The sequence below is a fragment of the Labrenzia sp. THAF35 genome, assembly GCF_009363595.1.
In the GTDB taxonomy this organism is placed as follows: Bacteria; Pseudomonadota; Alphaproteobacteria; order Rhizobiales; family Stappiaceae; genus Roseibium; species Roseibium algicola.
In genome coordinates this window covers 20,975-47,391 of record NZ_CP045381.1, presented here as the reverse complement: position 1 = coordinate 47,391, position 26,417 = coordinate 20,975, and the positions used below count along the sequence as shown (strand labels likewise).

At 56.5% G+C, this 26,417-nt stretch carries 24 protein-coding genes; 11 read left to right on the top strand and 13 right to left on the bottom strand.

The genetic code is table 11. The features are described from left to right. The first annotated feature begins 32 nt into the window (after nt 1-32). The 4 genes from FIU93_RS28565 (at nt 33) to FIU93_RS28550 (ending at nt 4,434) form a co-directional block, all read left to right on the top strand. The gene (locus FIU93_RS28565) at nt 33-1,667 is read left to right on the top strand and encodes a (2,3-dihydroxybenzoyl)adenylate synthase (protein ID WP_152507764.1); all 1,635 of its coding nucleotides are present in this window, start codon (nt 33-35) and stop codon (nt 1,665-1,667) included. A 9-nt stretch (nt 1,668-1,676) separates the two neighbouring features. Then, nucleotides 1,677-2,543 carry an isochorismatase family protein gene (locus FIU93_RS28560; protein WP_152507763.1) on the top strand — a complete coding sequence of 289 codons (867 nt, stop codon included), beginning with the start codon at nt 1,677-1,679 and terminating at the stop codon, nt 2,541-2,543. Then, nucleotides 2,533-3,318 (top strand): 2,3-dihydro-2,3-dihydroxybenzoate dehydrogenase, encoded by a 786-nt coding sequence (dhbA, locus tag FIU93_RS28555; protein ID WP_152507762.1) that lies wholly within the window; start codon nt 2,533-2,535, stop codon nt 3,316-3,318. Before FIU93_RS28560 ends, dhbA begins: the two co-directional genes overlap by 11 nt. A 72-nt stretch (nt 3,319-3,390) precedes the next feature. Then, the gene (locus tag FIU93_RS28550; RefSeq protein ID WP_152507761.1) at nt 3,391-4,434 is read left to right on the top strand and encodes a methyltransferase; all 1,044 of its coding nucleotides are present in this window, start codon (nt 3,391-3,393) and stop codon (nt 4,432-4,434) included. A gap of 144 nt (nt 4,435-4,578) precedes the next feature. On the opposite strand, the gene FIU93_RS28545 is transcribed toward FIU93_RS28550, so the two are convergent. Continuing rightward, on the bottom strand, nt 4,579-6,681 hold the full coding sequence (locus tag FIU93_RS28545) for a TonB-dependent receptor (RefSeq protein ID WP_152507760.1): 2,103 nt from the start codon (nt 6,679-6,681) through the stop codon (nt 4,579-4,581). Nucleotides 6,682-7,053: 372 nt separating this feature from the next. Between FIU93_RS28545 and FIU93_RS28540 the strand changes: the two genes are divergently transcribed. Further along, entirely contained in the window at nt 7,054-7,848 is a 795-nt protein-coding gene (locus FIU93_RS28540) for an IclR family transcriptional regulator (protein WP_152507759.1), read from the top strand. A gap of 866 nt (nt 7,849-8,714) precedes the next feature. Here the strand turns inward: FIU93_RS28540 and FIU93_RS31810 are convergent. Both FIU93_RS31810 and FIU93_RS28535 read right to left on the bottom strand, forming a co-directional pair. Further along, the gene (locus tag FIU93_RS31810) at nt 8,715-8,843 is read right to left on the bottom strand and encodes a hypothetical protein (RefSeq protein ID WP_286202461.1); all 129 of its coding nucleotides are present in this window, start codon (nt 8,841-8,843) and stop codon (nt 8,715-8,717) included. Between the two features lie 998 nt (nt 8,844-9,841). Beyond that, nucleotides 9,842-11,023, bottom strand: a complete 1,182-nt coding sequence (locus FIU93_RS28535; protein WP_152507758.1) for a tyrosine-type recombinase/integrase — start codon at nt 11,021-11,023, stop codon at nt 9,842-9,844. A 258-nt stretch (nt 11,024-11,281) separates the two neighbouring features. On the opposite strand from FIU93_RS28535, the gene FIU93_RS28530 reads away from it, so the two are divergent. Further along, nucleotides 11,282-12,439 (top strand): RHE_PE00001 family protein, encoded by a 1,158-nt coding sequence (locus tag FIU93_RS28530; RefSeq protein WP_286202460.1) that lies wholly within the window; start codon nt 11,282-11,284, stop codon nt 12,437-12,439. Between the two features lie 66 nt (nt 12,440-12,505). Here the strand turns inward: FIU93_RS28530 and FIU93_RS28525 are convergent, their stop codons facing one another. Further along, on the bottom strand, nt 12,506-12,748 hold the full coding sequence (locus FIU93_RS28525; RefSeq protein WP_152507756.1) for a WGR domain-containing protein: 243 nt from the start codon (nt 12,746-12,748) through the stop codon (nt 12,506-12,508). A gap of 389 nt (nt 12,749-13,137) precedes the next feature. On the opposite strand from FIU93_RS28525, the gene FIU93_RS28520 reads away from it, so the two are divergent. Beyond that, entirely contained in the window at nt 13,138-13,698 is a 561-nt protein-coding gene (locus FIU93_RS28520) for a hypothetical protein (protein ID WP_152507755.1), read from the top strand. A 438-nt stretch (nt 13,699-14,136) separates the two neighbouring features. On the opposite strand, the gene FIU93_RS31805 is transcribed toward FIU93_RS28520, so the two are convergent. Next, the gene (locus tag FIU93_RS31805) at nt 14,137-14,262 is read right to left on the bottom strand and encodes a hypothetical protein (RefSeq protein ID WP_286202459.1); all 126 of its coding nucleotides are present in this window, start codon (nt 14,260-14,262) and stop codon (nt 14,137-14,139) included. Nucleotides 14,263-14,390: 128 nt separating this feature from the next. Between FIU93_RS31805 and FIU93_RS28515 the strand changes: the two genes are divergently transcribed. Next, nucleotides 14,391-15,077: a hypothetical protein gene (locus FIU93_RS28515; protein WP_152507754.1), complete on the top strand. Its 687-nt coding sequence runs from the start codon at nt 14,391-14,393 to the stop codon at nt 15,075-15,077. Nucleotides 15,078-15,660: 583 nt separating this feature from the next. Continuing rightward, on the top strand, nt 15,661-16,098 hold the full coding sequence (locus tag FIU93_RS28510) for a hypothetical protein (RefSeq protein ID WP_152507753.1): 438 nt from the start codon (nt 15,661-15,663) through the stop codon (nt 16,096-16,098). A gap of 237 nt (nt 16,099-16,335) precedes the next feature. Here the strand turns inward: FIU93_RS28510 and FIU93_RS28505 are convergent, their stop codons facing one another. The 6 genes from FIU93_RS28505 to FIU93_RS28480 form a co-directional block, all read right to left on the bottom strand. Continuing rightward, the gene (locus FIU93_RS28505) at nt 16,336-17,184 is read right to left on the bottom strand and encodes a fumarylacetoacetate hydrolase family protein (protein ID WP_152507752.1); all 849 of its coding nucleotides are present in this window, start codon (nt 17,182-17,184) and stop codon (nt 16,336-16,338) included. Between the two features lie 38 nt (nt 17,185-17,222). Continuing rightward, on the bottom strand, nt 17,223-18,830 hold the full coding sequence (locus FIU93_RS28500; protein WP_152507751.1) for a GMC family oxidoreductase: 1,608 nt from the start codon (nt 18,828-18,830) through the stop codon (nt 17,223-17,225). Between the two features lie 36 nt (nt 18,831-18,866). Next, nucleotides 18,867-20,195, bottom strand: coding sequence for a TRAP transporter large permease subunit (locus FIU93_RS28495; protein WP_055660624.1), 1,329 nt, complete (start codon nt 20,193-20,195; stop codon nt 18,867-18,869). Further along, on the bottom strand, nt 20,188-20,784 hold the full coding sequence (locus FIU93_RS28490; protein WP_152507750.1) for a TRAP transporter small permease subunit: 597 nt from the start codon (nt 20,782-20,784) through the stop codon (nt 20,188-20,190). The genes FIU93_RS28495 and FIU93_RS28490 overlap by 8 nt, the downstream gene beginning before the upstream one ends. A 231-nt stretch (nt 20,785-21,015) precedes the next feature. Next, nucleotides 21,016-22,032, bottom strand: a complete 1,017-nt coding sequence (locus FIU93_RS28485) for a TRAP transporter substrate-binding protein (protein WP_022999513.1) — start codon at nt 22,030-22,032, stop codon at nt 21,016-21,018. Nucleotides 22,033-22,116: 84 nt separating this feature from the next. Continuing rightward, on the bottom strand, nt 22,117-23,154 hold the full coding sequence (locus tag FIU93_RS28480) for a C-terminal binding protein (protein ID WP_152507749.1): 1,038 nt from the start codon (nt 23,152-23,154) through the stop codon (nt 22,117-22,119). A gap of 175 nt (nt 23,155-23,329) precedes the next feature. Here FIU93_RS28480 and FIU93_RS28475 point away from each other — a divergent pair, with 175 nt between their 5' ends. Next, on the top strand, nt 23,330-24,049 hold the full coding sequence (locus tag FIU93_RS28475) for a GntR family transcriptional regulator (protein ID WP_152507748.1): 720 nt from the start codon (nt 23,330-23,332) through the stop codon (nt 24,047-24,049). 95 nt (nt 24,050-24,144) lie between these two features. Here FIU93_RS28475 and FIU93_RS28470 read toward each other — a convergent pair whose 3' ends face one another. Continuing rightward, nucleotides 24,145-24,789: a PQQ-binding-like beta-propeller repeat protein gene (locus FIU93_RS28470; protein ID WP_152507747.1), complete on the bottom strand. Its 645-nt coding sequence runs from the start codon at nt 24,787-24,789 to the stop codon at nt 24,145-24,147. Between the two features lie 9 nt (nt 24,790-24,798). Next, entirely contained in the window at nt 24,799-26,019 is a 1,221-nt protein-coding gene (locus FIU93_RS28465) for a helix-turn-helix domain-containing protein (RefSeq protein WP_152507746.1), read from the bottom strand. Nucleotides 26,020-26,123: 104 nt separating this feature from the next. On the opposite strand from FIU93_RS28465, the gene FIU93_RS28460 reads away from it, so the two are divergent. Next, the gene (locus FIU93_RS28460; protein ID WP_152507745.1) at nt 26,124-26,417 is read left to right on the top strand and encodes a hypothetical protein; all 294 of its coding nucleotides are present in this window, start codon (nt 26,124-26,126) and stop codon (nt 26,415-26,417) included.

Genomic DNA, 26,417 nt, shown 5'->3' with positions numbered 1-26,417 from the left:
CCCCTGACCTTATCAAACAATCAGGTTTTCCAATGAACGTCGAATTTCAGCGCTGGCCAGAGGAACTGGCAGCGCATTACCGCTCCTGTGCCTACTGGATCGATCAGCCATTGACCCGAATTCTGGATCAACAAAGGCAAACACGTCCCTCCGCGCCGGCGATCGTGTGCGGCGAACGAACCCTTTCCTATGACGCACTCGACCGGCTGTCCTCCAATCTGGCTGCAAGATTGGCGGCAAAAGGGTTGGGTCCCGGTGACACCGCACTGGTGCAGCTGCCAAACCTCGCCGAGTTCTACATCGCCTTTTTTGCGTTGCTGAAGGCCGGCATTGCACCGGTCAACGCGCTTTACAGCCATCGACGTCACGAGATGACGGCCTATGCCCGGCAGATCGAACCGAAACTTCTGATCGCCAGCCGCCAACATGAGCTGTTCCGAACGGAAGACTTCATCGGCAGCCTGCAGGAAATGCAGGACGGTGCTCTCACTGTTCTTCTTATGGACGAAGCAGATGCCGCCTCCAGCCTGTCACACTGGATCGAAAGTGCTCCGGACGGCGTTACCCCCGATTACGGACCGACACCCCCAGGCGAAGTCGCCTTCTTCCAGCTGTCCGGCGGCAGCACGGGTACGCCGAAGCTGATCCCACGCACGCACAACGACTACGACTACAGCGTCAGGGCCAGCGCGGAAATTTGCGACCTGACACCCGAAACGCGGTTTCTTTGCGCGTTGCCGGCCGGGCACAACTTTCCGCTCAGTTCACCAGGCGCACTCGGAGTGTTCCATGCCGGTGGCTGCGTCGTGCTCGCCCCCAATCCGGAACCTCTTGCCTGTTTCGAACTTATTCGCAAACACAAGGTGACCATGGCCGGTCTTGTGCCTTCCGCCGTCAATCTCTGGCTTCAGGCAGCGCCTGATCATCGCAATGCGCTGGAGAGCCTGAAACTCCTGCAGGTGGGTGGCGCACATTTTCCCGAGTCCCATGCGCGTCTGGTCCCTCAGATACTTGGCTGCAAGCTGCAACAGGTCTTCGGAATGGCGGAAGGACTGGTGAATTACACCCGTCTGGATGATCCGGATGAGCTTGTCTTCACGACCCAGGGACGCCCGATCAGCCCTGACGACGAAATCAAGATTGTCGGAGAAGACGGGCAACCTGTTCCCGACGGCGAAACGGGCAGACTTGCGACGCGTGGTCCCTACACCTTCCGCGGCTACTTTCGAAGCCCGGAACACAATGCCGACGTCTTCGATGAGGACGGGTTCTACTATTCCGGTGACCTGGTGTGCCGCACCGGTGAAGGTTATCTGCGGGTCGTTGGACGGGTAAAGGACCAAATCAACCGGGGCGGCGAGAAGATAGCCGCGGAAGAGGTGGAAAGCCTGCTTCTGCTTCATCCTGATGTCCGAGAAGCGGCCCTTGTCGCCATCCAGGATCCGGCACTCGGCGAGAAAAGCTGCGCTGTCATTGTCTCGGACAACTCCTGCATCAAGCCGCTTGCTCTTCGCAGGCACCTGATGTCGCTCGGCGTTGCCGACTACAAGCTGCCTGACCGCTTCAGTTTTGCGGACGCCATTCCCCTTACAGCCTTCGGCAAACCCGACAAGAAGAAGCTGCGCACGGATCTCGCGCAGAAATTCACTCCCGCTCTGACACAGTAGAGGTTCCCAATGACCATCCCGACAATTTCCGACTACCCGATGCCGAAGGACTTTCCGGCGAACAAGACCGGCTGGAAACCGGATGCCGCTCGCGCTGTCTTCCTGATCCACGACATGCAGGATTATTTCCTGCGGTATTACAACGCCGACGGCGAGCTGATGACGCAGTTGATCGCCAACCTGCAGCGTGTCCGCAACTGGGCCTATGCCAACAACGTCCCGGTCATCTACACGGCTCAGCCTCATGACCAGCCGCCGGAAGACCGAGCACTCCTGAACGACATGTGGGGTCCCGGCCTGACCGTGGCCGACCCGGCCCTGCAGCAGGTGGTCAAGGGACTGGAGCCAGGCGAAAACGACGTGGTTCTGACGAAATGGCGATACAGTGCATTTCAACGATCCGACCTCAAGGCCCGCATGGCATCCCTTGGCCGCGATCAACTGATCGTCGGTGGCATCTACGCACATATCGGCTGCCTGATGACTGTTGCGGATGCGTTCATGAACGACATTCAGGCCTTCATGATCGGCGATGCGGTTGCCGATTTTTCCGAGGCCGAACACAAGATGGCCCTGAAATATGTCGCCACCCGCTGCGGTGCGGTCACAGATACGGCAAGCCTCACAGGTGCAGCCCAGAAGTCTGAGCCGATGCGGGACTGGCTGCACAGCCGCGTGTTGGAGCTCATCGAAGACGACGCCGATCTCGATCCGGAAGAAAACCTGATTTTCTATGGCCTCGATTCCATTCAGGTCATGAAACTTGCCAGTGAACTGAAGGAACGCGGCATTGTGGTCGGCTTTGACGAACTGGCGCGTGTCCCGACCCTGAACGGCTGGTGGGCGCTCATTGAAAGCAAGCGCATTGCAGCCTGACACAGCAGAGCGCTCCGACACGTCAACTCGGCAGTTCGCAGACAAGCGCGTGTTCGTAACCGGTGCCGCAAGCGGCATCGGTCGGCGCATCGCCGAAAGGTTTTGTGACGAGGGCGCCACGGTCCTTGGTCTGGACAGACAGGCCGGCGACAACACCCTGCCATTTCGCATTCTCAAAGCCGACCTTGCCGATGCCCGTCAGGTTGAAAAGATCTCTACAGGGCTCATGACGGACCGGTGGTACCCGGACATCCTGGTGAATGCCGCCGGTGTCCTGCGAACCGGGGCGGCGGAGGATCTGTCGCTAGAAGATTGGCAGGCCTGTATGAACGTCAACGTCAGCGGACCGTTTTATCTGCTGCGCCAATGGATACCGGTGTTCAAGGAACGGCAAAGCGGGGCGATCGTGAACATTGCCTCCAACGCGGCGCATGTGCCGCGCACGGGCATGACTGCCTATTGCGCGTCCAAGGCGGCGATGGCGAGCCTCAGCCACTGCATCGGGCTGGAACTCGCGCCCTTCGGCATCCGCTGCAACCTTGTCTCGCCGGGTTCGACCGATACGCCGATGCTGCGCGAGATGGCGGGTGGAAAATCCGGCTACAGGCAGCTGGTCGCGGGCCAACCGGATCGGTTCAAACTCGGCATTCCACTGCAAAAGGTAGCCACGACCGACGATATTGCCGAGACGGTGCTGTTTCTTGCATCCGACAAGGCCGGGCACATCACGCTGCAGGACATCGTGGTCGATGGAGGTGCGACCCTGGGCGCCTGACAGCCAGCGCCCTCCCCTGCCCTCCATTGAGCCGGACCCTCCGGCAAATTTTCATTTACAAGGATTGCAAAATTGACAGCACCAGCTCCCACACCTTCCGAACAACCGGCAGCCGTTCCGCCCTTCAAGCTGATGGCACAGATCACGGCATATCGTACGTCTCAATGTATTCGTGCTCTTGTCGAGCTCGGGATACCCGCCCTCCTGGTCGAGCGGGCGAGATCGCTGGGAGAGCTTGCGGAAATCACTGGAACAAAGCCCCGTCTCCTGGAACGAGTGCTCAGGCACCTGGTCAATGAAGAGGTGATTTCCCTGGATGCCCAGGGGCATTACCTCCCCTCCCCTGTCACCCGCCACCTCGTGCCGGGGCATCCGCAGAGCCTTCGCAACTGGGTGGCCTGTGAACTCGACCCGTTGCTCTGGCGAAGCTGGGAAAACCTGCCCGAACAACTGCGAACCGGTACGACTGCCTTCGATCTGGCCCATGGCTCCGCGTTTTTCGATTGGCACGCACAGGATGAGGCAGCGCAAAAACGGTTCGATGACCAGATGAACGGGGCCTCAAAAGGCATTGGTGCTGTCGTCGTCGACAAACTGGCATTCGCACCGGGCACCAGGATCATGGATGTCGGCGGCGGCAACGGGTCGTTTCTGGCACAAATTCTGGTCAGGAACGCGGAAACCACGGGAACTCTGTTCGAGCTTCCGCGCGGTGTCGAAGACCACGATCCGCTGTTTGAGCAGATGCGGTCAAACGGCCGAGCAACTACTCAATACGGATCCTTTTTCGAGCATGTACCAGGTGATGCCGATGTTTATCTGTTCAGCCGGGTCTTCCATGACTTTGACGATGAAGCTGCGATCACCATCCTGCAGAACACCAGCCAATCCCTGAGCGGAAAAGAGCGCCTTTACCTGATCGACATGATGACCAGCGACGCTGCTGCCGGCGCCCGCGGATCGTCCCAGGATATCTTCATGATGACGCAGCTCGGCGGCAGGGAGCGGACGGCGGACGAATTTATCGAACTGTTGGCGAAGGCAGGTTTTGAGACTTCTTCCATAACAGCGACGGCGAGCCCCGTCAGCATTCTGGAATTCAGGCTGTCAGGTTGATGCAGCCACTCCCCTCCCCTCTCGCGCGGAAAATCGGTTCGCGTCAGATAGATATTTAAACGGCTAAGTTTCTTAACCAATCAATGTTCTGCCGGCGGCTAGGGAACGCCGTGCTGCCGGCAGAATTGTGTCGTGAAGCCTGATTTAGAACGTTGCCTTTGCACCAATGCCGAACATGCGCGGTGCCGTCATGGTGGCAAAGGAAGCGACTCCCGGCCGGTTCTCGAGATAGGTCGGAACACGCTCGTCGAAGATATTGTTCACGTAGCCATAGAGCTGGAAATGATCGTGAACCTGGTAGGTCGCCCGTGCATTCGCGATTGTATAGGGATCGACCTGAAAAGCCGGCGTGTTGAGATCGTCCGAATAGTACCCGTCGAAATGCTCGACATTTGCCGAGAGGGTCAGGTTTTCCAGCACACTCCAGTCCACACCAAAGCCCAGCATATAGCCCGGAGCCTTGCCGAATTCATTGCCTTCGACCGACGGCAGCGTGTCGAATTCGGAGATCTCGCTCTGAAGCACACCGGCATTGGCATTCACACGCAGATTGTCCAGGACCTGGTAGCTCATCGCCACTTCAAGACCATAGGCGTGGGCCCGTTCCGCGTTCAACGTGAGGAGCTGCGTCACGCTGCTGCCAGGCAACACCGTTTGGAAGTAACGCTGGGAGTCGTGATAGTCGGTGTAGAACAGGTTTGCGGACACAAACAGTTTGTCGTCCAGAAGATTGGCACGGCCGAAAATTTCATAGTTCCAGGACGTCTCCGCCTTGAACGGCAAGGCTTGTCCATTCAGGAAGTCGAAGGCAACACCACCTGGATTGAAACCACGATTGACAAGGCCGCCTACGGTAACGTCTGGCGTGATGTTGTAGGCGAGTGCAATCTTCGGCAGAAGCGCGTTGAAGGTCTCGTCGTAATCGAAATCCACGGGCCTGGGGGCAACCGTCGACGACAGTCCGGTACGCTTGATCCGGTCGCTTTCGAACCTCAAGCCGCCTGTCAGGGTCCAGGCATCGCTGATCCGGTAATCGATCTCGGTGAATACACCCAAATTGGTCTTGGAATCCTCGAAATCCGGCGAACCGTTGAAAGGCAAGAGCAGGGTTTCGTCTGACTGTGTATGAGCTGCATAAAGGCCCGCAACACCACTGAAAGTGCTGTCTTGCGTTCCGAAGTTCACCAGGGTCTCGTTCGACCAGTTCTGCTGGTCGATGGTCGCATCGCCGTTGCCGACTGTTTCGACGCTCCGCTTCACTTCCAGATCGGTGTATTGGGTGACGTTGCTGACGACAATTCCATTTTCGAACTCATAGGAAAGGTCGGCGATCCCGGTGTGTGAACGGGAATAGAAGCTCGGCACGTTTGCCTGGCTGTTTTCAAGCCGGTCGTAGGGCTGGACTGTCGCAGCTTCATATGTCGGCTGATTGTTCTGGGCGGTGGCATAGGTGAGCTTTGCCGTCAGACCCGGAATGGCGTCAGGCGTATAGAGCAACTTCGCCCGTCCATTGAAGGACATGATGTCGAGGTTGGTCTCGTCATCCGTGAAGCTTGCATTGATGTAGTCGATGAACGTGTCACGGCCGTAGTAGTCCAGCGCGACACGGGCGGCGAGCTGGCTGCTCAGCGGTCCGCTCAGCATGCCCGACACACGGTGAGTGTTGTAGCTGCCGTATTCAGCCTGCAGTGCACCTTCCGGCGTGAACGTGGGATCCTTGGTCTTGACGATAATCGCACCGGCGATGCTGTTCGCACCTTGAGACGTTGTCTGCGGGCCCCGGAACACTTCGATCTGGTCCACATCCCAGATCGATGTCGCACCGAACACCGTTTCGAAATAGGTCTGGTAGTGCCCGTCAATGTTGATGGACGCCCGAGGAACGGTACCTGAATAAAACGCGACCGCGCCAGTGTTCGGCCCTTGCGTATCCTGCCCGCGGATAATGGGCGCAACGCCTGCCGTGCCGGGATAGTAGACGTTGGGAACGTCCTGAATGGCACTCTGGACATTTTCCTCATCCGGCCGTGTTTCCAGATCCTCCCCCGTAATGATTTCAACCGAACTGGCTGTCTCCTGAAGGCTGCGCGAAATCTTCTCGCCGCTCACGAGGATCGTATCGAGGACAGTTACGTCTGCAGCAGTTCCGGTTCCTGCATCTTGAGCCCATGCGATGCTGGTAACCATTTGTGAAACGGTGAACACGGCGGTGCTGCCAAGCATCGTCGCAATACGAGTCGGTTTCATCTCTTGATCCTGATGAGTTTATGACTGCGCGAGCTGGAAAAGCCTTGCCCACGAGCAGTTGGGGAGAGACGACCCTGTCACCGGTTGCGGCTCATGCTTGCCCCAGCCGCCGGTGACCGGATCAACTGAATTTCACTATACAGAACTCATTACACATTTCAACATGAGTATAAAACTCATAAATAAATGTGGCGAACCGGCAACACCTTCAGTCAACAAACTGAATTTCAACGGAAAATCTGCTGCATTCACGATTGAACTTGCAACAGTTGCCAAATACCCTGTCGGTGAAATGGGAGGGGTGTGCGTTGTCGAAATTTTCAGATTGGTTGCACGACGAATCCAGGCATCAGTCGATTAAGGTGCCAGGCAATGAGTGAAGACGCAGATGACGAAATGACCGGGCAATCACCCAAACGCTCCGGTAACATTCAATCCGTTTCCATTGCCACGCGATTCTTGAACATCCTGGCCAATGGTTCCGAAGCCATGGCACTTGGCGTCATCGCCAAACAGGCCGGCACCGGCAGCCCGACCGCACACCGATACCTTCAAAGCCTGGTGAAGGAGGGGCTCGTCATGCAAGACCCCCAGACCGGGCACTACGATCTTGGCCCGACAGCGCTGAGTATCGGAATTGGCGCCTTGAAACGTGTAAACCCTGTCGAGATCGCGGCAAGGCACACGAAGCAACTCGCCAGTGGGTACGCCGCAAGTGCGGGCATTGCCATCTGGACCGAGCGTGGCCCAACAGTCGTGCGCTGGTATCGCAGCGCACTTTTTTCGATCAGTTCCGTCGGGCTTGGTGACGTCCTTCCGGTCGACAATTCCGCGTGCGGTCTGATCTTCCAGGCATTCCTTCCCGAAAGCCAGATCAACGTTGCCAGGAAATTGCAGCCCCCTCATTTCCGAGGCAAACCACCCTCGCGTAAAATCCTCGAGACCGTCCGCACCGAGTGCTGGGCCGAACTGACCGACCACCTGCTACCAGGTATTACGGGGCAGGCCGTGCCGGTGTTTGATGCACAGCAGGAGATTGCCTGCGTCATGACAACGGTCACAAATCTTGGCCTCATGCACAAGCCCGAGGACAGAAAGGCTCTGTTCGACTGTGCCCGGCAAGCTGCCCGGGAAACTGGTGGCCTCGATGCTTTCAGGGGTTTGTAAGCCCCCTCCCCTCTCCGGGGATTTTCGATACAGCAGGCTCACAAAAAGCTTTTGGCCAGATCGGCTCCAATTAAAAAGCCGGCGACCATCTAAAAGCCCACCTGGCACTCGTTGCCCAATCCACCAGAAAGATCTTCGGGAGTGAAGACAGGCCCTGGCATCTGACGATGCTGCTTTCATTAGCGTCCGCCCAATTTTTTGCCGCGTATTTTTGCCATGCATCGCAGGACTGTTCGCCTGGAACCACTGCATTACAAACCACGATCATGGCCGAACAATCGACGAAATTGGCGTCAGGCTCTTTGTGCCTCTACGAACGCTCAGCACAACACCGGCCAATATAGCAATTGCTATAATTTCTAGCGGAGCGACTTTTAACACTGAAGGGTCATACCCCACACCCGGAAAAATCCGCTGATATAGCAATTGCTATATTCACAACGTTTTGCCCATGGCAGCGTCTGAAATGTTTGCGAACGTTAATGAGGCGTCGGCGACTGTGAACCTGAAACCTCCAAAATTTCTGAACAGGCAACACATTGCCGATGGCCATCTAAATCCCCCAGGCCTTGGACCCTCCGAAGAAAGTCCTTTCACAGAGACACCGCTCGGTTTCCGGCGAGCATTCTCAGAACCAGACCGTCGCGCCACCCAATGCAAGACCAAAAGAGATCAGAAAACACCTCAAGCTGAACAAGGCATCGGACGAAAGTTTGGTCCTTGGCAAAACGAGCGCCAGTTCGCGCGGACTGTCTCGATATTCTCTTTTCTTGAAGCGCGTCAGGACAGAAACGGAGCGGGCAGGGAGGTGACGCCGAACGATGAAAGTAACGCGACCTCTAGCTAGAGACACAAGCCTCCGCTTCTCACAATGCATCCAGCCGAAACGCCCGGAACATCTGCTCATCCAGCGCCACCCCGTCTAACGCTCCATCCACCAATGAGTGCTCCGAAACACCTTCCGCAAACCACGTGTCAATAAAGAGCTCAATCATTCGGCAGTTTCAATTCAAGGCTGAACGACCAACCGACTGTATGACAACAACCGGACTCCGGATCAGAGATCATTAGACCAACGAAAATTACGCGGCGCTTAAAGAAAACTTCTTCAAGCTAAGAAGCGCATCGCATCTAGGGAGGGCGCTATACCCACAGAACGAACCCTCTGCGCTAAAGGCCTCTGCACACAACTAGCAAATCCCAAAAAGCAATCAATTAGCCGAGCCTCTCCGCGAGCTCTCCGGCATCGCACAACTAAGTATTTTCAGACCGGAAACAAATGAACCGGCTACTCAAGCAGCAACCAAGCCGACGGCTTACTTGTTGGCCCAATATAGCTCAACCCGCTTTGGTGAAACCCACTGTGGCTATGCGAACGAACTTCAGTTTCCTGTTTGCTTACCCAATCAGCCTTCCCCAACCCGAACGAAATCTTGAAGAGAATGGACCGAATGAAGAGGGGAGTAAGTTGCCACGTATTTAGGAGCTGCCAGATACATGTCCTGCAAACGCTAGCTGCTGAAATTGTGCAACCGGCCTGACAGGAATAGGACGACCTGTTTTCTGAAAGATGATCGCAGACTTGATAGCATCGACCTGACCGGCCGGCCCTGCGAACAGAATTCAAGCGAGCAGCATGAGTGGCATGCACCGCAATGGCGCACACCAATCATTACGCTCAATGATCATGCCTCGCTGAACAACATTGGAAAATTGCGCGCCAGCCCGAGCAATGCAAAACGCCAGCCCCAGGAACGACCTCGCAGCAAACAGAGCCAGCTGAAGTCTGCACAACACGAAATGGATGCAACCTAGCCATGACAACAACCTCTCGTCGCTTGTATGCCGCAAGGGAATATGAGAGTTTATTAACTGTTTTTTAAGGAGTTCAACTCGACTGATGGATCAGCTAATGATTGAGGAGAAATGATCCGGACGGGCCACTTTCAAGACCTGCCCGGATCTCCCTCATGAGCTTCCCTCGCGTTGAACATCACCCCAACAATCTGGCCGACCGCCGTCTGCTGCGCCCGGCATCGCTGTAATAGCTGGACGCCTGGGCGAGGGACCTGTGCCGGGACTGCAGCATGGCATCCTGGATCGGAATGTCCCTGTTGGCCGCTTCTGTCAGAAAGCCTGAGCGCAGGCCATGCGCGGAAAAGTCCTGCGGGTCCAGACCGGCAAGGGCACAGCGTTTCTTGACGATGGCATTCACCGATTGCGGGGTGAGGGCGCGGGTTTTCAGGTTGCCCCATTGATCGATCGCGCGGAAGACCGCCCCTTCCTGAATCCGGGCCGCTTCCAGCCAGGCCTTCAGCGCATCGACACTCCGGCCGATCAGAAGAACCGAATTGTCGTCAGAAGATTCTTCCGTCTTGGTGCGCCCCAGTCGCAGGCTGGCGGCAGGCAGGAGGTCGCTATCCGGATCACGCGGGTCCAGAGGCAAAAAGTCCTCCCAGGTGATCTGACCAAACCGCATTCCGGATAACTCGGAGCGCCGGCGGCCACCGGAGGCAAACCCGACCAGCAGCAAGGCCCTGTCTCGAATATCCATCAGGCTTGGTGCCGCGTAATCCGTGCCGTCACATGTCGCGAGCAGCAGCTCCAGACAATCGGCCGTGATGGCCTTGCGGCTTTTCCGCGCCCGCGGCCGGTCGGCGACACGAACAGCCAGACGCATGGCGGAACGCACTTCTGCCGCGGAGAAGTCTCCCGTCAGACCCCGCCAGCGATGCAAGGTCGACCAGGAGGCCAACCGCCGCTGCACAGTCGCCGGTGCATGCGGGGGCCGTTGGCCCGCCGTATTTTTCGCGCTGCGGAGCAATCCTTGCGCCTCAAGTTGCCTCGCAATGTCTTCAGGCATCCCGTGACCGGGATCAGACATCTTCTTGTCCGGGTCCCACAGGTGGTGAGCAATGAACTTGAGAATGAGCGGCGCCGGTGCGGGCCAGGGCAGGGGGCTTCCGGTTGCCGCCAGGCACCAGCCTTCCAGATAGGAAAAGTCGGAGGTCAGAGCCCGCAGCGAATTCTCGCCCATGCCTTCCCTGGCAAGGTGGCGCAGGGTGTCGATGTCTTCATCGGTCAGAAGCCGGGCCAGCTGCTCTGCCCGGTCTGACCCGGCAAGGGCTGGCAGAATGGCGGACAACGTGTCGAGGGTTTCGATCTTGTCGCGCATTGCCTGATCCGCAGCCTCGTTCCCTGCAGCCTCGTTCCGTGCGGGCTGCGACGAGAGACGGGGCGCGGGGAGGGGGCTTTCGGGCATGGCTGACAGGCTTTTGCGGGTCGGGACAGGCCAATGTTTAGCATGAGGTCGCTAAAAAGTCTAACTATCGATAAGCTTTAATTATCATTGCTTATGATCTTGAGTTGACAGATATCCATGTGATGATACTTTTTTGCTTGTTGATTATCGTTAATGAAATATTATCAGCCGATGTCAATGGTTTACGATCTTCCCAAGTCCCTGAAATCACTGGATTGGCTTGATCTGGCCGACCCACTCGATCGCGCCAGCCGGTCACTGACCCGAGCCGACGAGAGATTGCGCCGGACACCTGCGCTGGAAGACGGCGTGCGCAGCCGGTCCCACCTGTTTGAGACCTGTGCCTCCATGGCCCTCGATGGAGACCTCGTTCATCTGGAGGACCTCGTCCTGCACGACGCCGGCACCGACAGACGCGCGCCCACCCACGAATTGACCCGGGCTGCCAGGTTCCTGGCTCTCCGCAGACGGGTCGACCGGCAAACCCCGGACATTGTCTTGAGCCGCGACGGTCTACTGGCACTTGTGGGCCGGCCGACAGATGACGCCGATCTTGAGACGACGACAATCCGAAGCTCGGGGGAGGGGAGGGGACCTGCCGCCTCAGCTTCGCGCCAACAGGACACTGCCGACACGGAAAAAATTCTCTTCGCCGAGATCGACGCCGTTCTGGAACGCTCCAGACATCTGGCGCAGGGAACCGTTCCGGAAAGACCTGTCTCGTCCCGCCAATCCGGAGACATACCTTCCGTGCACTTCTCTCGGTATTCGGAACGGGGTGACCGTCTGGACGACTGGCTCACTGTCAAAAAGGAAACTGAAGCCCTGAAATTACCGCCCGTTCTGGCGGCGGCAATTTTGCTTGATGCATGGCAGGTGCTGCAGCCGCTGGACGGATGGCCGGAACTTGGCCGCCTGCTGTCGGCGGTCTTCCTCAAAGCACAGGTCACCACGTCTCATTTGCCGAGCCTGTCAGCGGGATTGCGAAAGTCGCCCTTTCGCTGGCGCCGCAAGGACACGTTCCAGGTGCGCATAGCCGGCTTCCTGTCCGGTTTTGAAAAAGCTGCCCAGGAAACCATGGATCAGCTGGACCGGCTATCGATTGCCCAGGAGCAATTGGCACGCCATTGCCAGTCTTGCCGAAGCCACTCGAGGCTGCCGGAGTTTGCCCGGATGTTCCTGTCCCGGCCCCTGGTGACCATTCCCATGGCCCGCCAGGACCTCGGCGTCACCGCCGCCGCCGTCGACCGCATGATCCGCCAACTCGGCCCCGCGCTCCCCCGCGAGCTTACAGGCCGAGACAGATACAGGGCCTGGGGTATCCTGTGACGTCTGATTGAGTAATCTTCCCCAGGAAGATCCCATGGAACAGGGATCAGGCACAACGCCACAGCCTCATTCCGGGCGATACCCGCGCTTATGCTTTAGTGCCGCCAGCTTCTGCTGATGCGCCACAGCCGATGACACATCCGCAAACAGATCAAGCCGCGTTCGACCCCGGGTACCCAGGCGTCCCCATGTCCGGCGAACGGCAAATCCGCCGAACAGGGTGGGCTCGACCGACAGGTGGTAGAACCGGTTCATGTTCCGGCCGGGGTCCACGCGTTTGAGGAGAAGGAGATCGTCATCTGGTTCCATGACCGCAGTGTCGAAGATCTCCGAACAGCGGTCCAATGAATGATTGGAATCGATGCGAAGGAACGGATTCAAATGGATGATGACTGGATGGGGCGAGGGGCACTGTCAAAGATGGCGCTTGTTAGCCACGATTGAATTACGTTCAACATGCTCTACTCAGACAAAATGCATAAAGAGGACACATAAGACGAGCTTGCAAAGATCCGACAACGTTGCTCGCAACAACACCTTTCAACCTAAAAGTGCATTTGAGCCCTTGCCAAAAATAGCAAGGGTGTTATCCGTGACTCCCCAACCTGACGGAGGCATCTGGTCGCGCTTATAACAAATCAGAGGCGAAGCTTCTGATCGGAGAGACAACGCGAAGCGCGTTGGTTAGGGGCATTCAAGTGAGGGAAGAAATTATTCTTTCCGCGCGCGTAGAAGGTTACTCTGCAAATCGGCAAGGCATCGCGTCCGAGCAAGGGCCTGATGGTCGTACGGGGAAGGCCGCGGACGCGAGTGATATCACTCAAGTGCGAACGAGCATCAAACTCCGGCTTGCGGTCGGCTCGGAAACCTATTGCCGCGCCAGCATACATCTGGCGCGTGAGACGCATCTCAGGACGATCTTTCGCGATTTTCGGTTTTCTGAATTCAAGGCACGAGCAATCTTTGACAAGGCCATGGTCGCACCGGAGCGTGTCGGGCTGATCGATGCTGTGCCGGGGGCGGACGTTCGCAGAAGGGCAATTACATCAGCATTGATTACTATTAGGCTTAAAGGCAGTCGGTTGACGAATAGTAAGTCTTCTAATTTTACTTTGTGGCGAGTAAACAATATGAGAAAAATTTTGGCAGAATATTATGATGAAAATAAAATTCTTATATTTGCCACGATACTTGGATGTTTGTATTATTTTTATAGAAAATTACGGGAACAGACTCATGGTATACTGGTAAGGTTCTGATAGCAGTGCTTCTTTCATTTGTTTATTTATTTTTCATCTTTGTTTTAAAGATGAAAAAGCATAGCACCTAATTATTCTTGAGAAAGCACCAATAAGTAGAACAAACTTCTAAAGCTCTAACACATCCTCGAAAAATCTGTTTGGTGGTAAAATGGCAAATCCAATTACAGAAATTCAAAGCATCCTCTAGGCGTTTTCCTTTCGCAAGGCCCCACAAAATAAACACCCCCACCCACTTACTACAACGAAACAATTACTTTTAGTTTTGAAGATTTGTATCCAGACCTTAGAGGCTACCTCGACTCCCTTTTTTCTGGGGCTGGCAACATATTAGCCGAAACTCCAGACGCGTCGTCCTTAACAAAATTTGTTGGTAAGGCGACAGGAAACCCTGGAATTGGCATTGGTGTTTATGAGCGCTCCACCGACGAAGATAGGTTAATTTTCAGAGGCATAGCAGCCGTTGGCGGCGGCAACCTGATCGCGACGGTGCACACGTTGAACATATCCCCAAAACTCACCGGCACGCTGCTTGGCGGCAAGGTCGCCCTCCTTCTCGTCCACGCGGTACGCCATTGGGCTAATACACTAGGTTGCGCCCATGTGACGATGCATGTCACGAATGGCAAGAATGCGGAAGATGCTGACCAGTTTTTCCGGCGCTGTGGGATGGTGACAATTGGAGGGAATTATTGTTGGTCACCATGAGCCGATTGATGAAAAGAGAAAATCAACAGAAAAATAAGAGTGGCATAATGAAATATCTTAATCTGAAGATTATTCAATATTTCCTTTTATATTTGAAAGAATACTTTAAAATTCATATTTTCAAGTTTGTTTTATTATTCTTCTTCACTATCTTAGTAACAACATTTTTTTTAGATAAACCATCGAAGGCAAGCGAGAATTTAGCAAGTGAATTAGCCCAATTGCTGGAAAGTAATATCTTTCGCTATGGCGACGAAGAATTACAAGTCAATGTCGACAGATGCCGAATCGAAATTATAAGCAACAATAACAATTGTTACTATCCAGAAAACACAGAAATAACAAAGAACGAAATTTGCCTGCACGAATTTGAATCAATCAAGGTGATAAAAAACAGCCATTCATCATCGATTAGCTTAAATCCGGGTAGAGAGACTAGAAAAAAGATTGAGAATCTCGACTTATTTTCTAAAGGAAAAGATGAAGACTTTGGAATTTTTTGCCCCTCTCAGGATAAGCTATTTACAAAAACAGCTAATTTCCAATGCAATGGCGGCAAATATTTTCTGGTTGATCCAGGAGGCGCTAATATTCGGCTGCACTTAGGAAGTGAAAAAATTGTAGAAGAAAAACTGAATTATTACCTAAATACCATTTGCAAAGGAGAATAAACTCAATTCAAGCAAGCGGTGCTGTCACCTTATTCCTTAGGCAACAATTTGTGTGTAGCTGCGGGAGCATGGACAGGACTGCTCCGACTTACAAAAACCATCGCTATCCGATTGAAATCATCTCGCGCGCGGAGTGGCTCTATTTACGTTTCAATCTCGCGTCCTGCGAATGTGCACTGAAAATGACACTGCAAACACGGGCCGCAAATGGCCAAACATATCATCTAAAGGACTCCACGCTGATGTGGAAGAGAAACGGGTCTCGGGTCAAGCATCAAACTCCGGCTTGCGGTCGGCTCGGAAACCGATTGCCGCGCCAGCATACACATGGCGCGTGAGGCGCATCTCAGGACGATCTTTCGCGATTTTCGGTTTTCTGAATTCAAGGCACGAGCAATCTTTGACAAGGCCATGGTCGCACCGGAGCGTGTCGGGCTGATCGATGCTGTGCCGGGGCGGACGAGTCGCTGGCCGAGGAGGGGCTGTGCGACTTTGCCTCGGTGCAGGCGGGGGAATTTGATAATCAATTCGCAAGTGCTGTTAAGTGCAGAAGACTATAAACTTAATCAGAAATAGGTGCCCCATGAAGAAGGTTTTATTACTTGGTTTTTTGATTTGCATGACTTGGTCTAGCCCTACGCTTGCTTGCACCGTGAACGGGAAAGATTGGGCCGGTGCAGTCAACGGGGTACTGGAGGCCTTCAAGAATGGGAAATATCAAGACGTCAAAGAAATCATCAAAGAGAATATTAGAGTTGAAAATGGTCAAGAATTTCAAAAATTGGTATCGGATCTGGAGGAATACGAGCCAGATGGATTTGATAAATGCAGAATATTCATGAGAGAAGAGCGGCCTCCAATAGTTGAAAAATTGATTTTTCAATTTATGGGAACAGATGGCAACGGAATTTTTGTCTATTTACTTGTTGTTGACGGAGGACGTGAATTTAAGAGTGGAATTCAAATTCTTCGCGTTTCTACAGACATTGAAGATATTTTGAAGATTTGGAGTAATTCATAATGGGCGAGCGAAGGAAAACTTTTACTGCAGCAATATCAAATGGCACCGCAAAAACGGCTCTCGACAAATCATTCGGAAGACTAGGGGCCGAAGTATCGGATGAGTGGCTGGGAAGAACACCGCCAAAGGCGGAGGCTTCTCAGCCAAATCCGGACGGCGTCCAACATGCCTTAGTCTGGCCAAGAGTGACACCGCGACGGGATTGCGCCTGGCAAGACTTGATAGGCGGCCGGTCAATCAAGCCAGCTGGGAGACAACGGTTTGTCGCTGTGTCCCAAGGCCGGAGATGCTTAGATCGACAACGTCACCAGGCTTGAGAAACTGCGGGGGATTGAATCCAAGGCCTACGCCTTCCGGCGTTCCAGTGGCAATGACATCACCGGGCATCAGACGCATGAAATTGGACATGTAGGAGATGATTTTCGCCACGGTGAAAATCATGTCGTCGGTTGAGCTGTCCTGGCGAACCACTCCGTTCACCGAGAGCGTCAATCGAAGGTCCTGAGGATCCCGGATCTCGTCCCGTGTAACCAGCCAGGGACCAATCGGGCCAAAGTTTGGTGCGGATTTGCCTTTGATCCACTGGCCACCGCGCTCGATCTGATAAGACCGCTCACTGACGTCGTTGATGAGACAATAGCCGGCGACCATCTCCAGCGCGTCCTGCTCTGGAACGTATTGGCATTCGCTGCCGATCACGACACCCAATTCGACTTCCCAGTCGGTTTTTTCCGATCCCTTCGGCAAAATGATCGGATCGTTCGGACCGCTGATGCATGAGGTGGATTTGGAAAACAGCACCGGTTCGGAGGGATTTGGATTGCCTGTTTCCTTTGCGTGCCGGGCATAGTTCAACCCGACCGCGTAGAAATTCCGGACGCCCCCCACACAAGCGCCAAGGCGCACGTCCCGATCGACAACCGGCAGCTTTGCGGTGTCCAGGGCACTCAGGGCAGCAAGGGTGCTTTTTGTAAGTGTTTCGGGCGTCAGGTCGCTTATGTGAGCGGACAAGTCCCGGATGCGGCCTTCGGCATCAACACAGCCAGGTTTTTCCTGGCCCAACGGGCCAAAGCGAAGAAACTTCATGTGAAATCCTCGTGGTTCTGTTTCTTGGGGAGTTTTTGTCAGGCGGAGAGCAGGATCATGTCTGCGGCCTTCTCGGCGATCATCACGACGGGTGATGCCGTGTTGCCGGAAACAATGCGCGGCATGATCGAAGCATCCACGACACGCAGTCCTTCAATGCCCCGCACCCGCAGTTCCGGGTCGACGACGGCTTTGTCATCGACACCCATCCTGCAGGTTCCGACAGGATGAAAAATGGTTGTCCCGATGTCGCCCGCAGCACGCATGAGCGCTTCATCGGACCGGACGTCGGGGCCGGGCAGAGCTTCCTCCGGCTCGTATTTTTTCAAGGAAGGCATGGTCAGCAGGGTGCGTGCATGACGCAGGGACCTGAGTGCAACCGTCCCGTCACCAGGAGCGGACAGATAGCGCGGTGTTATTTTCGGTGGGGTTTCAGGGCTGTCGGAAGCGATGTGCACGGTGCCACGACTTTCCGGCCGGAGATTGCAGACCGAAACGGTAACGGCCGGATAGGGATGCAAAGGCTCGCCGAGCCGGTCGGTCGACAGGGGTTGAATGTGATACTCCAGATCGGGCGTCGCCACGTCCGGGCTGCTGCGGGTGAAAATGCCGAATTGGCTGGGCGCCATGGAAAGCGGGCCTGACCGCGACCACAGATATTGGGCGGCCATCGACACTTTGCCCGAGAGCGAATTGACGACCTGGTTCAAGGTCCGGGCATTGCGGACTCGAAATACCATGCGCAGTTGAAGGTGGTCCTGGAGGTTCTCACCGACGTCATCCAGGGCATGCACCACATCTATACCGGCCTTCCTGATGACCTCCGGCCGGCCGATGCCTGACAGTTCAAGCAGCGCGGGAGAATGAACGGCTCCCGCGGCAAGCAGGACTTCTTTTCCGGCCGTGGCTATAAGCTCCTGTCCTGCGCAACTGAAGGCAACGCCCGTGGCGCGGCGGCCGTCCAGGATGACCCGCTCGACTGTGGCGCCGGTCAAAAGCCGCAGATTGCCGCGTTTCAGCGCCGGTTTCAGGAAGCCCCGTGCAGAACTCCAGCGGCGGCCGCCTTTCTGGTTGACCTCGAAATAACCCGCGCCTTCGTTGTCTCCTGCGTTGAAATCGGTCGTTCGGGGAATGCCCATTTCGCTTGCAGCACTCTGGAAATCATCCAGGAGGTCCCATCTCAACCGCTGCCGCGCGACCTTCCACTCTCCGCCCGCACCATGCAGCCTGCCATCCGCATCCGGTCTGTCCTCGGACCGCACGAAGTAGGGCAGCACGTCCTGCCAGCTCCAGCCGGTGTTTCCCATCTGCGCCCAGCCATCGTAGTCGGCTGCCTGACCGCGCATGTAGATCATGCCGTTGATGGAGCTACATCCGCCGAGGACCTTCCCCCGCGGGTAGGCGAGGGATCTGCCGTTCAGCCCCGGATCGGCCTCCGTTCGAAGCATCCAGTCCGTACGCGGATTGCCCATGCAGTAGAGATACCCGACCGGAACATGGATCCAGGGGTAGCTATCCTTGCCGCCCGCTTCCAGAAGCAGAACCCTGTTGGCCGGATCTGCCGAAAGGCGATTGGCAAGCACGCATCCGGCCGTTCCGGCTCCTATGATGATGTAGTCGTATTCGCCGTCTAACCTGCGTCTCATGAGGTCGTCTCGATTGCCATTCTTGAGGGATGTGCGTCAGTGCAGTGCGAGGGCCGGGAACATCACCAAAAGCCCTACCGCAATGACCTGAAGAGCGATGAACGGAACCAGGGACCGGAAGATCTCTCCGAGGGAAATCTCGGGTGGTGTCACGCTCTTCAGATAGAAGGCGGCTGGCCCGAAAGGTGGCGTCAGGAAAGACACCTGCATGTTCATGGCAAACAAGACGCCGAACCAGACGGGGTCATAGCCAAGTTCCTTGATGATCGGCACGAAGATCGGCATCGTCAGAAGTGCGATCCCGACCCAATCCAGAAACATTCCGAGTATGAAGAGAATGAGCATCATGAACAGGATGATGACTGTCGGATTGTCGGATATGCCGGTGATGAGCTGGGAGATGAAACGGATGCCGCCCATCAGGTTGTAGACGCCCACCAGGGCGCTGGCACCGATGCCGATCCACATGATCATGCCGACGGTTGCCAATGTGTGCATCGACGCATCCAGCAACATGGAGAAGGAAAACTCCCGCCGCAGGATGGTCGACACGATCACGCCGGCGACCCCGATGGCCGAGGCTTCCGTCACCGAGGCGATGCCGCCATAGATCGAACCCAGGACCACAAACACCACCGCCATCGGCAAGACCAGGCCGCGCAGCAGGGGCAGATGTTCTGAAAGCGAGATCCGTTTTTCGGGCGGGGGAGGCGCGACCTTGGGATCGGTGTACGAACGGAACAGGATATAGGCGATATAAAGCCCCGCCAGCATGAAACCCGGGACGAATGCCGCAGTGAACAGATCTCCGACAGAGACGTTTGCTGTCAGTCCGTAGATGATGAGAACGATGGACGGAGGCACCATTGTGCCGAGCGCACCACCGGCGCAGACAACACCGATCGCCAGGCGGCGGTCATAGCCAAGTCTCAGCATCTGCGGCAGGGCGACGAGGCCCAGGAGCACGATTTCCCCGCCGATAATGCCGCTCATTGCAGCCAGAATAACAGCCACGAATATGGTTTGGACCGCCACGCCCCCACGCAGCCGTCCGCCGACGAGTTTCATCGCATCGAACAGATCCCTGGCAATGCCGGACCGGTCGAGGATCGCTGCCATCAGCACGAACATGGGCACTGAAATGAAGACGAAGGAGGAGACAAAGCTGTAGACGCGGCTGGTGATCAACGGAACGGCCATCGGTCCGAACCAGCCAACGGCAAAAAGAAGGGCAACCAGCAAGGTCACCATGGCAAGAGGCATGCCGGTCAGAAGAAGTCCGACCAGTAGGGCGAACATCACCAATGTGCCCCAACCGATGCCGAGTGCCTTGAGGTTCAGACCAAAATCGAGAAGGTCAAGCATCGCTGTCTCCTCCTGTCCGGAGTGGTCGGCGCAGGTAATTCACCGTCAGGATCAGGAACTGGATGCTCATGGTGACCATCACCACGAGCAGGAAGATCTTCAGGAGGGCCGGCGCGGGCGAGTTCCAGGCGCTGCCGCTGGTTTCCAGGAAGAAGGACCCATCCGGACGGAACATCGCTTTCTTGACCATGAGCCAGGATGCCCAGGCAAAAAACAGGCACGCCAGCAGACTGGCCATGGAAATCAGCACATCCAGCACCCTGCGTGCACGCCGGCTGACCATGTCGTAAATCAGCACGACCCGGATGTGCGAATTGCGAGTGACACAGAAAAGACCACCGAAGATAAACGTGACGGCACTGAGGAAGGTGGTTGTTTCATGCGCCCAGATAGTGGGCGAGTTGAAGACATATCGAAGGAAGATTTCGACGACCAGCACCGCCATGGCGATGATGATTCCAACAGCGAACAATCGGGCAAGGCGAGTAATTGCCCAACCCAATCGGCCAGATTCAGGCAAATATTCCTGAGCCGGCACAAGAGGTTCGGCCTGATCCGGCACTGGGGCACGTTCTGGCGGCAGAGGCATGGACAGCCACTCCAGTCTGAGAATGGGGAATCAACCACAACGACGAGGGACGTTACCGTTCGTCCCCTGAAACCGGTCGGCAGACGGCAGCGTGTCGGGGCCAGACGCAGTTGCCCGGTTCCCGGACGCATTTGTCCGAGCGAACGCCTTCAAAGGGCTGCTTGCCGGTTGTGGCTTATCAAAAGTTCGAAGGAGGAATTCGGGCGCTGAGGCAGCGCCCGAAAACATGTGTCACTTCAACATGCCCTGACTGTCGAGATAGGAGGTCAGGGTCTCATAGACGTTCTGGGCATTGTCGGAGCGCGCTGCCACCTTGGCCCACTGGTCCATCGCGATCCTGCGGAACTTCGCCCGTTCTTCTGCCGACCAGTTGTGAACGGTGATGTTCGGGTCAGCAGTCGCTTCCGCATAGGTCTTCAGGTCGTTCATCGACAAGATGGCAACCGCATCCTGGGCAAAGTCACGAACGGAGACTGTCAGGATTTCCTGAAGATCAGAGGGAAGCGCGTTCCATTTGTCGAGGTTCATGGAAACTTCCACCAGAGGCATGGAATGGAACCCCGGATAGACAGGATGTTCGGCAACCTTGTGCAGGCCCTGCTGGTGGTTGGTTGAAAAGACGGTGGAATCCGCAGCGTCGATAACGCCCTTGTCGAGCGCTGTGTAAACCTCGGAATAGGGCAGGTTGACCGGAACCGCGCCGGCGGCCGCGAAGACTTCCTGAATGAGGCCTTCCGGGGCCCGTACCTTCAGGCCTTTCAGGTCATCGACCCCGTCCAGAGGACGTTTGGAAACGAAACCTTCAAGACCCGTGGTGGTGGCGCCGATGAAATGAAGACCATACGGCTCCTCAAGCGCGTTCATCAGCTCATAGCCACCGCCGTAGTTGATGAAGCGGAACATTTCGTCGGGTGCCGCCCAGGCGCCGATGGGGTTTGCAATCAGCCCGAACGCAGGATCCTTGCCGGAGAAATAGCTGACGTCGGTGATGTGGCCGTCCAGAATGCCATTGCCGACTGCGTCCTGGGTTTCATTGTATTCGACAACCGAGCCAACCGGCAGAAGCTCGATCGACAACCGGCCGCCGGACATCAGTTTTACACGTTCTGTCCAAGCCTGCTGGATGGCGAAGTTCGGGTTTCCGGCCGGATCGACCGACTGGAATGTCAATTCGAAATCCTGTGCGACGACCGAGGTGCTGCTGAGCATGCACGCTGCGATGAACGTCTTGAAAAACGTCACTTTCATACTTTCCTCCCTGAATTGGACATGTTTGGTGATCCCATGTCCTCGGATCATGTTGCGGGTTGCTGGTCCCGCAGGAGCTTTGCGTCAGGCCGCCCCGCTGAGAGCTGGCGTGACCGGTGAATTGACGAGGTTGCGAAGGCGGCCCTCGCGCAGGAACTGCATGGCCGTTTCCACCGAAAGGCGCCGCGCGTCGGCGACGCTTTCCGGGCTGGACCAGGCCGCATGGGGTGTCACGAACAAGCGCTCGCCGACGATCGGATCGGCGCCATTGGCATAGGCAAGGGCGATTTCATCGGATTTGGAAGGCGGCTCGACCGGAAGCACGTCGATCCCGGCACCTGCGATCGTTTGCTGTCGCAAGGCGTCCAGAAGCGCGTTCACGTCGATGATCGCGCCGCGTGCCGTATTGATCAGAATTGCGTGCGGCTGCATCATCGACAGTCGCTCGGCGTTGATCATGTTCCGGGTTTCCGCCGTCAGCGGACAATGCAGGCTGACAACATCGCTTTGGGACAGCAGCTCTTCGAGATGGTCGCACCGGTCCACGCCTGCGGCGATCTCGGTACCGCGCGACACCAGCGGATCATATGCCAGAACGCGCATGCCGAAGGCCTTGGCCCGAAGGGCCGTGGCAATGCCGATCCGTCCGAGGCCGATCACGCCGAACGTCTTGCCGCGCAAGCGTGCCAGCAGCGGCGCCCGGGCATGATCAAAGCCGTCTTGGGGCGATTGCATGAGGTTGCGATGGTAGCTGGCGATACCGCGCCGCATGGTGAGCATCAGGGCTATGGCATGATCGGCAACTTCGCTGGTGCCGTAGTCCGGTGTATTGCACACCGGAATGCCTTCATTGGCGGCTGCCTGAAGGTCGATGTGGTCAAATCCGACACCGGCTCTCACAATGATCTTGCACCGGTCCAGCTTTGAAATGAGCTGGGGTGAAACCGGCATTTCATGCCAGACCACCATTGCATCACACGACCGCAGAACCTCTTCAGGCAACTGCTCGGGAGAGCGCTCGCGGTAAATATCCCAGTCCACATCGTCACCCGCCGTGGCCCGTTCGATCAAGGCATCGTCTGGGTATTGGGCATCAGGGGTCAGGAGACGCAGGCGGGACATGAAATACCTCTTGAACTTCAAAGTGCATTTTGTGTTTGCATTGGCTCTTCTAGAATTCTAGAATTTATTCGAATGTCAAACAAATTTTTGAAACTATGAAAAAAGCAAGGTTTTTGGCGATTACAGGTCTGCTAGACCGTGGTGTAGTGAGCCAGGTGGATGCGAGGAGAAGAGAGTGTCGCTAACCCAGGAAGCCAGCGAGCGCATTCGCGATGCGATCGTGTCCGGTAAATTTGAATTCGGTGAGCGGCTCTCGGAAGAGCAAATCGCAAGAGCGCTCGGGATGAGCAAGGCACCGGTTCGAGCCGCCTTCATGGAATTGCGTGACATGGGTCTGGTGACCATTGTCCCACAGGCTGGAACCTACGTGTTTACGCCTTCGCGAAAAGACGTCGAGGAAATGAGCCAATTCCGGGCCATGCTTGAAAAGGAAGCTCTCCAGATGGCGCTGGAGCGGAACCGAAGTGGGCTGGTGCAACAGTTGTCCGCCGCCATTTCCCAGATGGACCACGCGATAGAAATTGGCGACCGGCTGCGCTACAGCACGGCCGACAGCGCATTTCATCGGGTCATTCTTCAGATTGCCGGAAACAGGTATCTTGAAAAGGCCTATGATCTGACTGCAACTGCTCTGGCCGCGCTGAGAGCACGCCTTCAGTCAGGCGAAGGCGACTACTGGCACCGCTCCTACGCCGAGCACACCCGCATGCGCGACCTGATCGATCAAGGCGAATTCGACGCCGCTCACGCACTCCTGCAAGAGCATATCCTGATCATCAATCGATCCCTGGCCCTGCCGGATACCAACACCCAGGTCCGCCAGAAGGCACAGCTGCGCTCGGACCAGGAGTGTCAGGAATTGCTTCTTCAAAGTCGGGATGACTGCCTTCGGTGAGTAGCCGCAATTTTTGCGGCTAAGCGCTTGCAACAAGGCCGGCGGTACTCTCGGCGCCGTGACGCTTAGTAGCGAGAGGGTTTTCGGGGACTAGATCATTCAAGATCTGATCCCGGCCGTCGGACCACCAACAGTTTTCCGGCACCTCCGCTGCCGCAGAAAAAACGATCACCGCCATCGGATTCAAGTCCCGAGACGCCGGAACCCGATGGCATTTGCAAACGCTCCAGCACATCTCCAGTTGTGGCATTGATGTGCCGGATATCGCTTTCGCCGTCCTGCCAGGTGCCGTGCCAAAGCTCGCCATCCACCCATGTGACGCCGGTGACGAAGCGATCCGATTCAATTGTACGATGAACCTTGCCGCTTTCTGGATCCACCTGGTGGATCTTGCGGCCCCGATGCTGTCCAACCCAAAGGAACCCCTCGGCCCAAGCCAGTCCCGAATGCCCGCCGTCACCGGGGGTCGGTATCGTGGCCAGCACTTCTCCGGTATTGGGGTCGATCTTGTTGATCGCATCATCGGCAATCTGGAACAGATGAGTTCCATCGAAGGCGGTACCGGCATCGGCGGCGGTCGCGATCGATCCCGTAATCTCTCCACTTTCCGGATCAAGCGCAATTAGCCTGTCTCCGGACGCAAACCAGACCCGCTCGCGATCAAAGCTGACCCCGGCAATGTCATCGATGCCGGGGAAGGGGCCGAACTCCCGGATGATCTCTGCTGTTCTGTGTTTCATGTGGCAATTCTAACCGGTGGCGATTGCAAGGGGGAGTAACAAACTTGTCGGGAATCCGGGAACGCTCGATAGGATCCAGCGGCAGGCCCGGCCTCGTCCGAAGGAACGAACTTTCCCGGCAAGAGCAAGGTCTTCAAGCTTCCTTTGAACCGTGCGTGGACTTACGCCGAGTGCCAAGGCCAGCGCAGAACTCGACCAGGCCTCGCCGTCCGCGAGCAGCGCCAGCACCTCCGGGTGGTCGCTTTCCACCGGCGGCGCCAGCACGGCGACCTGGTGAGCGCCGTGCAGCTTGAGAGCAAAGCCCAGGCTCGTTGACCTTACCCCGGCGACGGGTTTGATGACCTTGCGAAGGCGGGCAATCTCGACACGCAACCTAGCCCGGTGCGAGTCGTCCACATGCTTTGCCCCGAAGGCGTGCATGAGAAGGCTTTCGCGCGAAACATCTTCCGGCCAGACCTCTGCCAACGCCCGTGCCAGAGCAAGCAGGACTGGACGGCGGTCGAGTGAGATCATCTTCTCCCCAAGCCGCACAGCATTTCGGCAGGTATCTACAATAAACGTATCGGAGGCGACCAGAGCCTCGACCCGGTCAAGCTGCAGCAAGTCTTGCCTGTCGCGAGAGACAAGACGGGCGGCCGGTGCCTCCAGGGCATGCCTTGCCTTTTCAACTTCGGCCTTGAGGGAGGGAATACCGGCATCGCGGGCAGCACGCGCCGCCTGCTGGAGTGCGGCTCGTGCAGGCCCTGTCCGGATTTGCCGCATGGCTATGCCGGCGACCACAAGACCGTAGCCAACTCGAGACGCAGGCGGCAAGACGTCGATGTCGATGCTGTCGAGTGTCCTCTGGGCTTCTTCGAGCCGGCCGATGAGCAGAAGCTGGCGGGCTTCGAGATAGCCGGCATGTGCGGCATTCACCTGGTCACCACCGGCTTCGAGCGTCGCGCGTGTTGCACCGAGCGTTTGAAAGGAACGGCCGAGGTCGCGGCAGACCAAAGCGATCTCTGCTTCGGCAACCATGCAGCGTGCACGCGCCATCGGCTCATCCGGCCCGAAGGCGCGGGCCGCATCCTTCAGCAGCTCTCTGGCGCGCGCAAGGTCGCCGAGCTGGGCCATGGCAATGCCGCGCAACGCCAATGCCGGCGCGTCGTTGCGCAGTGCCACCCGTTTCAATACCGCCAGGGGATCTCCGGACGAAAGGGCGCGCGCCGCCGCGGCGATCAGCATGTCCATGGAAATCCCGCCAAACTTGTAACTCTCACCCGCCCCGTCTCCGCATCTATGTCTTTGCTCACCGGGCGATGGTCGCAAACGCCAGATCATACGGAGGACCGATAATGACGATGTTTGCAGGTACAGGGAAGACACAAGCACCCTCTGGGCACTGCCACGACACAGCAGGGTGCCTTCGGCTGGCCGCCGCGCCAACCTTTGGCTCAATGGCATGGATTTCCGCAACCGGAGTGCAGGGGTGGGAGATCTGTTCATCCGTTCCAGGCTTCCTGCCAGTGAATGACATGACCCTGATGTACGTCCTGATGGGCGTGTTCCACCTGCCGCCCTGGCTCAAGCTGATGTCCGCCCGCTCGCGGCGCTTCGATATCCCCACTACCCAAACTGAAGGAGAATGA